Annotated in this window: 8 protein-coding genes and 1 pseudogene; 5 read left to right on the forward strand and 4 right to left on the reverse strand. The window is 62.5% G+C overall.

All coding sequences use genetic code 11. From position 1 onward, the window contains the following. The 4 genes and pseudogenes from AC3AYF_RS12615 to AC3AYF_RS12630 form a co-directional block, all read left to right on the forward strand. A pseudogene (locus tag AC3AYF_RS12615) lies at positions 1-3,400 on the forward strand (hypothetical protein); the annotation flags it as partial. A gap of 108 nt (positions 3,401-3,508) precedes the next feature. Continuing rightward, on the forward strand, positions 3,509-4,897 hold the full coding sequence (locus AC3AYF_RS12620; protein WP_295038630.1) for a TolC family protein: 1,389 nt from the start codon (positions 3,509-3,511) through the stop codon (positions 4,895-4,897). After that, positions 4,894-7,029, forward strand: coding sequence for a type I secretion system permease/ATPase (locus AC3AYF_RS12625; protein ID WP_295038632.1), 2,136 nt, complete (start codon positions 4,894-4,896; stop codon positions 7,027-7,029). Before AC3AYF_RS12620 ends, AC3AYF_RS12625 begins: the two co-directional genes overlap by 4 nt. Then, positions 7,029-8,216: an HlyD family type I secretion periplasmic adaptor subunit gene (locus AC3AYF_RS12630; RefSeq protein ID WP_295038633.1), complete on the forward strand. Its 1,188-nt coding sequence runs from the start codon at positions 7,029-7,031 to the stop codon at positions 8,214-8,216. The genes AC3AYF_RS12625 and AC3AYF_RS12630 overlap by 1 nt, the downstream gene beginning before the upstream one ends. A 214-nt stretch (positions 8,217-8,430) precedes the next feature. Here AC3AYF_RS12630 and AC3AYF_RS12635 read toward each other — a convergent pair whose 3' ends face one another. After that, positions 8,431-8,949, reverse strand: coding sequence for an RES family NAD+ phosphorylase (locus AC3AYF_RS12635; RefSeq protein ID WP_295038635.1), 519 nt, complete (start codon positions 8,947-8,949; stop codon positions 8,431-8,433). Further along, entirely contained in the window at positions 8,946-9,374 is a 429-nt protein-coding gene (locus tag AC3AYF_RS12640) for a DUF2384 domain-containing protein (protein WP_295038638.1), read from the reverse strand. The genes AC3AYF_RS12635 and AC3AYF_RS12640 overlap by 4 nt, the downstream gene beginning before the upstream one ends. 334 nt (positions 9,375-9,708) lie before the next feature. Between AC3AYF_RS12640 and AC3AYF_RS12645 the strand changes: the two genes are divergently transcribed. Next, positions 9,709-10,131 (forward strand): hypothetical protein, encoded by a 423-nt coding sequence (locus AC3AYF_RS12645; RefSeq protein ID WP_295038639.1) that lies wholly within the window; start codon positions 9,709-9,711, stop codon positions 10,129-10,131. A gap of 101 nt (positions 10,132-10,232) precedes the next feature. On the opposite strand, the gene AC3AYF_RS12650 is transcribed toward AC3AYF_RS12645, so the two are convergent. Beyond that, positions 10,233-10,568, reverse strand: a complete 336-nt coding sequence (locus AC3AYF_RS12650) for a thioredoxin domain-containing protein (RefSeq protein ID WP_295038641.1) — start codon at positions 10,566-10,568, stop codon at positions 10,233-10,235. 210 nt (positions 10,569-10,778) lie between these two features. Continuing rightward, positions 10,779-11,099 carry a ParA family protein gene (locus AC3AYF_RS12655; RefSeq protein ID WP_295038643.1) on the reverse strand — a complete coding sequence of 107 codons (321 nt, stop codon included), beginning with the start codon at positions 11,097-11,099 and terminating at the stop codon, positions 10,779-10,781. Positions 11,100-11,229: the final 130 nt, after the last annotated feature.

The raw sequence follows: 11,229 nt of genomic DNA on the forward strand, positions 1-11,229 counted from the left end.
CGACGGCTCGGAAGGCACCGCCGTCGCGACCGACCCGGCCGGCAACGCGTGCGAGCCGGCCTCCACCACCATCGATGCCGACGCCCCGACCGTACCAGCGACACCGGATCTCGCGCTCGCCAACGACACCGGTGACGACGCTGCCGACGGTGTGACCAGCGATGGCGCCGTCGACGTGAGCGGCCTCGAGGAGGGAGCCACCTGGGAGTACTCCCTTGACGGTGGCGATACCTGGAATACCGGAGAGGGAGAGAGCTTCGAACTCCCCGAGGGCAGCTATGCCGACGGCGACGTCGTCGCGCGACAGAGCGACGCCGACGGCAACAGTAGCCTCAACGGCAGCCTGGGCGCCGTCGTCGTCGATGCCACGGCACCGGTGATCGAGGAGGCCTCACCCGCCGAGATCGATGAGAGCGTGCTGTCCGGCACAGCGGAGACCACGGTCTCCGGGACGTTGGACATCGAGGGGGCCGGCAGCGGGCTGGAAGCCCTCTCGGTCACGGCGCCGGAAGATCTGACTTCGGGAGGAACCCCGGTCGAATGGAGCGGCAGCTTCGAGGATGGCACCTACACCCTGGTAGGCACGGCCAATGACGCCACGGTAGCCACGCTGACCGTCGCGAGCAGCGGCCAGTACAGCTTGGAACTCAGCCAGCACCTGGACCATCCCGACAGCGGAGCCGATGTGCTCGACCTCGGCTTTGCCGTCACCGCAACCGATCAGGCGGGCAACACTGGCGATGGCACGCTGACCTTCAACCTGCAGGATGGCGTCCCCCAGGCCTCGGGCGACCAGACTTTCGCCGTCGCTCCGGGTGATACCGTCAGTGGCAATGTCACCGAGTCCTTCGGTGCCGACGGAGGCCAGGTCCAGAGCATTACGCTGGACGGCTATACCCTGACCTACGATCCGGACGCGGAGGAGCCCATCACGGCTAGCGGAGATGCCGGGGACATCAGCTATACCTTCGACGCCGAGCAGCTGACGCTGAGTGTCGATACCGGCAATGGAGAGACGTTGAACGTCGATCTCGCCAGTGGCGAGTACGAATATGCGTCTGCCGCGTCCGCCGACAACGCCGATCCCATCGTCGGCATCGGTGGAGACGACAGCCTGCTGGGCCTGGTCGACGTGGGTGCGCTGGGCATCGCCAACTTCGGTCAGGATCAAGCCTTCGTGGCCACCGATCCCGATAACGACATCACCGAGGTCAATATCTCCCTGACGACGGTCTCGGCCGGCCTGGGAGGAGGCTTCCGTGGCTCGGAAGCCATGGCGGAAGCCTTCGGTCTCGAAGTGCAATACACCGACTTCACTCCCGTCGTCGGCCTGCAGACCTCGGTCAACATCACCGCCGCGGATGGCGGCACGATCGATAACCAGCAGTTGAACGAGTTCCTGGGCTCTCTCTACACGAGTTTCGCGCTCAACCTCAATCTCGTGCCGACCCTGGCCATCGAGGCCACCGATGCCGCGGGCAACACGTCCGAAACGTCCTCGACGAGCCTGGTCGGTCTCGATCTACTGCAGTCCAACGCGCCGGACTATCTCATCGAAGGTAGCGACGAGGGCGAAACCCTGTCGGGTACCGGAGACGACCCGCTCGACGAGCGTATCTATGGCTACGGCGGCAACGACACGCTCAATGGCGGACAAGGCAACGACACCCTGCGTGGCGGTGAAGGCAACGACTCCATCGACGGTGGCTCGGGGGACGACACCCTCTCCGGCGGTCAGGGTGACGATACGCTGACAGGGGGCAGCGGCGTCGACACCTTCCTGTGGGAAGCCGGTGACGAAGGCACGGTGGGAGAGCCGGCCAGGGACACGATCACCGATTTCTCCGTGCAGCCGGTGCGTGGCGGCGGCGATGTCATCGACCTGCACAGCCTGATACCGGACGGTCGCGCCCGGGGCAATAATGCGGGGAACCTGACGAGCTATCTGCACTTCGCCCTGGTCGGTGGCGCAACGGTGCTCTACATCAGCACGGAGGGCGCCTTCGCCGAGGGCTTCGATGAAAGCGCGGTGGATCAGCAGATCACGTTCACCGACGCCGACCTGATCGGCGACCTCGATTCCGACAAGGCCGTCATCGAGGACCTGCTCGCCAATGGCAACCTGATCGTCGACCAGGAGACGATCCCCACCGAGGACCTGCCCGAGGGCAACACCGACTTCGATATCGTGATCACCGACGGTGATGGCGATACCGACAGCAGCAACATCGTCTTCGACCACGGCGATGATGCGACGGACGTGACACCGGACAATGCGGCGCCACAGGTACAGGCCGCGGACAACGACCTGCTGGGACTCATCGGGGTCGACGCCCTGGGTATCGTGGATCTCACCCAGCAGGCGTTCACCGCAGCGGATGCCAATGGCAACTTGAGTCGCGTCCAGATCGAGTATGCGTCACTCGTGGACCTCAACCTCACCGGGGAGACGACCTTCAACTACTCGGAAGCGCTGGCCAAGGAGCTGGGGCTTTCCGTCACGGTCGACAACAGCGGCGGCTCGGTGGTGCTGCCTCAGTCCGTCATCACCATCACCGCCGAGGATGGCGGCACCCTGGACAACTTCGACATCAACGAGTTTCTCGCCACCGTATCCGTGGGTCCGGCCAGCGGCGGGAGCGACGGGTTTCTCGATGCCGTTCTCGACTTCCTGGGAGACTCGCTCAACGTCTCGGCGCTGGCCAACTTCACCATTACCGCCACCGACAGCGACGGGGCCTCGAACTCTGACGCCGTCGCGTCTCTGGCAAACCTCGATGTGCTGAGTCGCCTGTTTGGCGGCAACGACTACATCCTCGAAGGCGGTACCGGCAACGATGAGTTGACCGCCACCAGCGATGACGGGCAACGCCTGTACGGCCATGCCGGAGACGACACGCTGCAGGGCGGCGACGGTAGCGACCTGCTTCGCGGCGGCAGCGGTGACGATACGCTCATCGGCGGGAACGGTGACGATATCCTCATCGACGGGAATGGACAGGATGTCTTCCAGGCGGGCGCGGGCGACGATCTCATCATCGCGTCGGGCACGGACTTCGTCTCCATCGATGGTGGCGATGGCATCGATACGCTGCTGATGGATGGCGGCATCAACCTCGACATGACCAATAACGACATCGGCCCGATCACCAATATCGAACGCCTGGACCTGGGAACGGACGACGGCCAGAGCGTCGTCACCCTCGATGAGTCCAGTGTGCTCGACATGACGGACGAGAACGATGAACTGCAGATCACGGGAGACGAGAACGATACGCTGAACATTCAAGGAGCTTCCTTCGTCGAGTCGACCTCGGTGGATGGCGTGGCCTACGACCAGTACACCTTCGGCGACGCCACGATCCAGGTCGAGCAGGACACGGTCACCGTGGAGACCTGATCGCGACACTGTGGAACCGGGGCGGCCAGGTGCCGCCCCGTGACATTGGACGTAGGCAGAAGGAACGCGGGTATCAAACTCCCACGACAGCTCGATTGGAAACTCCCGATGCACTTACTCGCCATGGCGGCCTGTCTCTCTCCGTCTCTCGCCGCCGGCAATGCGCATGACTGGTGGCGCGAAACGGCGTTTGACAAGCCGACGATGCCCGACACGAAACTCCCGGAACAACCTTGGAACTCCTCCCCTGACTCTCCACCGGACGGTAGCGTGGTCGCCACCACGACCTCGGCGGATCCCACGGCAATGTCGTTGGCAGCCACGATTCGTCGGGGCCTGGCGATAAACCCCTCGGTGCGCGCCGCCCTGTCCGAGGCGGAAAGCGCCGGGACCGAAGTCGATATCGCGGAATGGGGCTACTACCCGGAGGTGGACCTATCGGTCGGTCCGGAAGAGTTCCCTTTCAGCGAATGGGGCTACGACGCCTCGGCAAGACAGATGCTCTACGACTGGGGACGCGTGCGAAGCCAGGTCGAGAACGCGGATGCGGCCGAACGGGAAGCGCGCCGGACGGTCGGGGTCGCCGAGGAAGAGGCCGCCCTCGATATTGCCGAAACCTACCTCGACGTCCTGGCGACAGGGCAGCGCGTCGCGCTGTCCCGCGGCTACGTCGAGGATCTCGACGACCTGTTGCGCCTGACCGAGGATCGGGGGCGCGACGGCTACACGGACAACACCGAACGAGGCCGGGTCGCCCTGGACCTCGCTCAAGCCCGGGATGAGTTGGCCACGGCTCGAGGAGAGCTGAGCGATGCCCGCCGACAGTTCCGGGTGCTCGTGGGCGTGACGCCGATGCCCGGGCAATTGGAAACGCCCGATCCCTTCAGCTTCACGGATCGCCTCGAGACCGCTCCCCTGGATGAGTGGATCGTCAATGCCCCCCTCTACCGCCAGGAACTGGCATCGGCCGAACAGGCAGCGGCGGAACTCGAGGAGGCCCGCGCAGCGCTCAAGCCACAGCTCAACCTCGAGGGATCACTCCAGCGCCGCCAGATCGGCGGCGACCTGCAGAACGATTCGGTCATCGGCTTTCGCCTGCGGATGGACACGCTCCAGGGCCTGGCAAACTTTCAACGCCCCGAAGCGGCCAGGCAACGGCTGGAAGCCGCACGCTACCGGGTCGACGAGCAGCGCCGGGAAATTCGACGAAGCGTGCTGACGCTGATCGAGAACGCCGGCGTCTACCGTCAACGGGAAAAAGCCCTGACCGACCAGGTCGAAGAGGCCGAGTCGGTCGGTCAGCTCTATGCCGACCAGTTCTCGGTCGGACGGCGCGACATCAACGATCTGCTGACCATTCGCCAGGAGGCGTACAACGCCCGCCGGCAACTCATCGACCTGCAGAGCCAGCAGAAGAGAATCCAGTACCGGGCGGCATCACAGCTTGGGCTCATCAGCCCCCTGGTCAACGGCCGCATGGATGGGCAAATGCCATGAACGCACCCGCCACTGAAGCAATCCAGGATTATGGCGACCCCCTGCGTGAAGGGATGGTGCTGCTGTGCGAGCGAATTGGACGACCGACGTCGGTTGCGGAACTCGGCGATGGCCTGCCGCTGGTGAGTGGACGGCTCCCCTTGCGGGAGGCGGCCCGGGCGCTACGTCGGGCCGATGTCAGCGCGAGAGTGGTCTCCCGCTCCCTGGACACCCTCACCCCGCGGCTGCTGCCCGCCCTGCTGATACTCGATGACGGGGAGACGCTGCTCCTCGAGTCGCTCTCCCAGGAAGGGGCCACGGTGTCCCTGCCCGAGACCGGCGGGGGCGCGGAGACGATGTCGCGACAGGAACTGGCTCGTCGCCATACCGGCGCCATCATTTTTGCCCGGCCCCGACATCGCTCGGATGGGCGCGCCGGGACCTTCGCCGAGACGGCGCCGACGCACTGGCTGAAGGGCCCCTTGCGCGCCGCCTGGCCGGCTTACGCCGAGGTCGGCGTCGCCTCGCTGGCGGCCAATCTGCTGGCGATCTCCACCGCCCTGTTCGCGATGCAAGTCTACGATCGTGTCGTTCCCAATGCGGCGTTCGACACGCTCTGGGTATTGGCCAGCGGGGTCGCGCTTGCCGTCTGCATGGAGTTTCTGCTCAAGGGGTTGCGCGCGCATCTGCTGGAGGTCATCGGCAAGCGACTTGACCTCGAACTCTCCTCGAAACTGTTCGAGCAGGCGATTCGCCTGCGCCTGGCGGCCAAACCGGCCTCGACCGGCGCCTTCACCAGCCAGGTGCGCGAGTTCGAGGCGGTGCGTGAATTCTTCACCTCGGCCACCGCCGGCGCCATCAGCGACATTCCGTTCGTGGCCGTGTTCGTACTGGTGATTGCCTGGATCGGCGGGCCGGTGGCCTGGGCTCCCGTGGCAGCCATCGCCGGCATGATCGTGCCGGGGCTCCTGCTGCAGCGCCACTTGGCCAAGCTGGCGAGGGAGAACCTGCGCGAGGGCGCGGTCAAGAACGGCGTGCTGCTGGAATCGCTCGACCAGTTGGAGACGGTCAAGTCGACACGGGCGGAAGGACGCAATCTGGCCCTGTGGGAGTCGCTATCCGCCCAGCTCTCCAGCACCTCCATCCGGCTGCGCTCCACCACCAGCATGCTGGCGCACTCGGCCTCGCTGCTCCAGCAACTGGGCTACGTGGGCATCGTGATCATCGGTGTCTACCGCATCAGCGCCGGCGACATGACCATCGGCGCGCTGATTGCCTGCTCCATTCTGGGGTCCCGGGCCATTGCGCCCATGGCCCACACGACTGGGCTGCTGGCGCGCTGGCAGCACGTCAAGGCAGCGGTCGAGGGGCTCGATGAGATGATGGCGGCACCGAACGAGAGCGGCACCGGCCAGAAGGTGCGCAAGACTCACATCGAAGGCAACTATCGCCTGGAAGAGATCGTCCTGCGCCATGACGAGAACGCGCCTCCGGCACTGCAGATTCCCGAGCTCACCATCGAAGCCGGGGCCAAGATCGCCCTGCTGGGCGGCAACGGCGCGGGGAAATCCACCCTGCTCCGCCTGCTGTCCGGCTTCGTCGAGCCAACCCAGGGCAGTATCCAGCTCGACGATGTCAACATCGCCCAGATCGACCCGGCCGATCGGCGCCAGGCGATCGGTTACCTGCCGCAGGACATCGCGCTGTTCTACGGCACGTTACGCGACAACCTCTCGCTCGATGGCGCGGGATACAGCGACGACGAGATTTTCCAGGCGCTGGACGGCGTCGGGCTCGGCCGTTTCGTCCGCAAGCACCCGCTGGGACTGGAGTTGCCCATCATCTCCGGTGGCAGCGTCTCCGGGGGGCAGCGTCAGGCAATCGGGCTGGCGCGACTGATACTGCAGGATCCACGCATCGTCTTGCTGGACGAACCCACCGCCGCCTTCGACCAGACCAACGAAAAGCGCGCGGTGGCTTTCCTCAAACAGTGGATGGCTAGACGCACGTTGATCGTCTCGACGCACAAGAAACCGCTGCTCGAGCTGACCGATCGCGCGATCGTGCTGCGCGAGGGCAAGCTGGCGATGCAAGGCAATGTGGACCAGATCGTCAACGGCAACCGCGTCGACACCAAACGGGAAAACCGCTGATGGCTTCAACCTACAGTGATCACGACCTGTACCGCCAACTGGGCGACCCCCGCTTCACGCTGCGCCACCCCATGGCACGGCCGGTGCTCTGGGCGGTTCTGCTGGCCCTCGCCTGCTTCATCGGATGGTCGGCCTGGGCCCACATCGCCGTGGTCACCCACGGCGAGGGACGCGTGATCCCGGCTAGCCGTATCCAATCCATCCAGAGCCTGGAGGGCGGTATCATCGAGGATCTGCCCGTGCGGGAGGGGGACATCGTCGACAAGGGGCAACTGCTGGTGAGGCTCAGCGGGACCCGCTTCAAGAGCGCCTACCAGGAGACCGAGAGCCAGGTCATCGCGCTCCAGGCCGCCATTGCGCGACTTCAAACGGAAGTCCTCGAGGAAACAAGCATCGAGTTTCCGCCAACGATATCCCCGGATAGTTCGTTGGCGCGGTCCGAACGCGAACTGTTCCATGCCCGTCGCGAGAAACTCCGCGAGGCCACCAGCTCGCTGGACCACGAGATCCAGATGGCGCAGCGCCGCCTGGATCTGGTCCAACCCCTCGTGGCGCGCCAGGCCGTCAGCCGCATGGAAGCGCTGCAACTGCAGCAGGACATCGCCTCCCTGCGTGGTAAACGCGCGGAGATTCAGAACACTTATGTCCAGGATGCCTATACCGAACTGACCGACAAGAAGGGCGAGCTCTCTTCGCTCGAACAGGTCCTGGTGCAGAAGCGCGACCAGTATCAGCGCACCGAGATCCGGTCACCCGTGCATGGTCGCGTCAATGCCATCAACTACACCACCCAGGGCGGCGTGGTGCCGCCAGGGGAAACGATCATGGAAGTGATCCCGCTGGAGGACCAGTTGCTGATCGAGGCGAAGATCAAACCTAGTGATGTCGCTTTCCTGGCACCGGGCATGTTCACCAGTGTGAAGATCACGGCCTACGACTACACGATCTATGGCGATCTCGACGGCACGGTCGAACAGATCAGTGCCGATACCATCGAGGAAGAGACCCCGCGCGGGACGGAGTCCTATTACAAGGTCTATATCCGCACCGATACCAGTTCCCTGAGGCACGATCAGGAAACGCTGCCGATCATTCCCGGCATGATCGCCCAGGTGGACATCCAAACCGGTGAGCGCAGCGTCATGAACTATCTACTGAAGCCACTTCTGAAAGCGAGGCTGTATTGAGGCTCTGCCGCCTGCCGGCGAGGAGATCGGGCTCCGTCAGGTCGTAGCCCGTCTTTCAACTGGTGCGGTGGGTTGAATCGAGGGGCCGTTGCCACTTTAGATACGAACATGCGGATTAATATATCCGCCGCCATTCAGGATAAAAGCGTTGTTCAAAACGATAGCCTACAAGGGTTCTAAAATGAAGTGAGATATTAGAGAACGCCGAAGAGCCCTATACCCAAGAGCTGGGATCACGGGGTAGTTGTCCGTGCGGATCAAACACGCTCAAGCTGTCCTGGCTGGTGAGGGCATCCGTGAAAAGCACCAAGTTGATGCCCCCGGGCCTCGCCAGTGAGGGGAAGAGGATGCCTTGGGCACCGGTTTCAAGAGCCATATCGCCTAGGAGCCAGGAAGGTGGTTCAACGCGCTCGTGGAACCACATCCGTCGCCAGTCACAGTAGAGCTCCTGCCACAGCGGATCCCAAGCACCGCTATATCCGGCTCGGAAATCGATCACTGGGACAAGATCAACCTCGTAGCTGACGATCAAGCCCGGCGGCATGAGCGCGGATAGCTGCCTGTATTCCGCCATAGCGGTCGCTTCATCGAGAGAAAGGTAGAGAGCTGGCACCCCGACCCTATTCAGGCGTCCGCCATGCTCCCCCGCCCCCGCACCACTCGTCGGCATGAACGCCCACTTGGGATCATGGACGCGATAGGCAGCCGCGGCGAAATGTAGAAGCTCGATCACCCTACGACACCCGCCTGCAGGGCTCGGATATAACGCAGCAGGTCCTCGCTGCGGCCATCGCTGACCAACTGCTCGGCGGTCTGGTAGTCGAACGTGCTGATGGGCTCGTTGCGAAACCAGAACAGGGCATCGTGAAAGCTCCCGTTGATATCCGTCGCCGCGGCCAGCACCCGGATGGCATCGCGCAGAAAGCTCTGCAGTTTTTCGGCACCCTCCGCGCGGTTGATGGTAGTTCGGTGGACGTGAGCGCGGCTGGCAAGCACCTGGATGTCCATGCTGAGGGCACTGGCAAACAGGCGAGGGTTGATGATGGGATGCCCACCCGGCCGCGCCGCCGCCCTCAAATCCTGGACGAAACGATCGAAGCTGTCCGGCGCACGGTAGTTGCTCGGTTCGATCGGCTGACGAAGGGCTTCGGTAGCCATGGCGCACTCCTCAAGGTTTTTGCATCCTATATACTTCACAAAAGCATCATAGCATCTTCATGGACAGTGCGCAGCGTGGTGGTGTCAAAGGTTGGAAGGAGGCAGCGGAGGCATGGCTCCAGACGAGCGGGCGGAGAGACGGCAGCGCGGCGCGTGGTTGCGGCCGGCAGGCGCAGAATATGGATGGATCTCCACGGCGGTATCAGCCATCAGGTGTACCGCGTTCATGCCGGGCGGGCAGTAGAGAACGTTAAACGCATCTGATAGGTTTTTTCGCGACAAAGATACCTTAGCCCTTTGGCTAGATCATCTAACGAATCTGCGAGAACCTTACATGCCAAAATTCAAACGCCAGATCATCTCAGTCGACGGTTTTTCCGACGGCCTACTCCCATTCTTAAACAATTTCCTGAGCACTTCCATTCTCATGGCCATGAGTCTGTTGGCGCTAACCCAGATCCCTAAATACATCATTGCCATCCCCGCCCTATTAACCTTAATTCTCGCCCTAATCGGAATGCTTATCAATAACTTCAGATTTATAAAGCAAACTATTCCGAACCCGACACCTGAAACCTTGAAGCCGCACTTTGAGGCGAAGGGCCCGAAAACACCGAGCTGGTTCATGAGTTTTTACCGAGAACTCAGAAACAATCCGGGATATATTCTAATAGGACTAGTAACCATGGCGACCACTGAACTCTTAGTTTTAGCGGGGTTCGTAAACATGGCGATCAATTTAAAAGCGGCATTATAAGAGCATTTCCCTAGCACCGGTCGCGAGCTATCAGCGAGTACTGCTGACTGCCTGGATCAACTGCTCTGCGGGCACGTAGCGCAAGACGACGTCGGCCGCCGTCAGTTGATCGATATCCTGATGCAGCTTCTGGCAATAGGGACAAGTCGTGTCGTGAACACGGTGATCTGACCCGCCTCCTCGCCCTGGGCTGGGAAGTTCATGGTGCTGTCTGAAGGCAATGCCTTCTGCTGTGCCAAACGGTCCTGTCGTCCGTGCTGGTCGGTGACATCGGTAAGGCCATTGGTGGCGTTGTCGTGAAGCGTGCCGACGATCATCCATCGCCCACTGAGCATCGCTGTCGAGGGTCTCGCCATTAGCCAGCCCCACTCGTACAGCGGACCTTCGATCTCTACGGGACGAACCGAGTCGAGTGTGGCCGAGTTGCCGTTGATCACCAGCGTCTTCAGCGTGGGGGGACCTGCGCCCCCGCGACCACGGTATTCGCAAGCAAAGGCATGGGCGCCAGAAGCGCCAGCAACGGAAGGCTGGTCAGCATCGCTTTCACCTCAGGGCCTTCAGGCTCTTGACCGCCGACTAGCCACCGTCCAACAGTCCCCCATTAAGAATGGCATCGTAGCGATCGACAAAGCGATCGAGGAGATCGATCAACCGGAAACGACCATTGGCGCGTTCAGCAGTAGTTGCTGCAGCTGATTCCGATAGTCGTTGGAAGCAGTGATGTCGAGGTTGGAAAAAGCGGTACGAGAAATGATCTGATCAAGACCGACCAACTCTGTCGCCGGTAGCTCGTGTACCCCGCCAGGAGCGGGCTGGGACAGATCGTAGAAGGAAGAGAGGGTTGGCTGGGAATCCAGACCGATGAGGAGGACTCGTAGACCGGCGCCTACCAGGCTACCGCCGAGGTTAGCTGTCGTGGTGGTTTTCCCGACGCCGCCTTTGGAACAAAACGTTGCTGAAACGCGCATTGCTGCACCTCATCCGTGGACATGCGGAATGAGTGCAGAGGTGACGTGACATAGCAGGAATCTTTTCGCCGACCGCTGGCTCCCCGAACAGGACTCGAACCTGTGACCCAATGATTAACAGTCATTTGCT

This window comes from Salinicola sp., assembly GCF_982684285.1.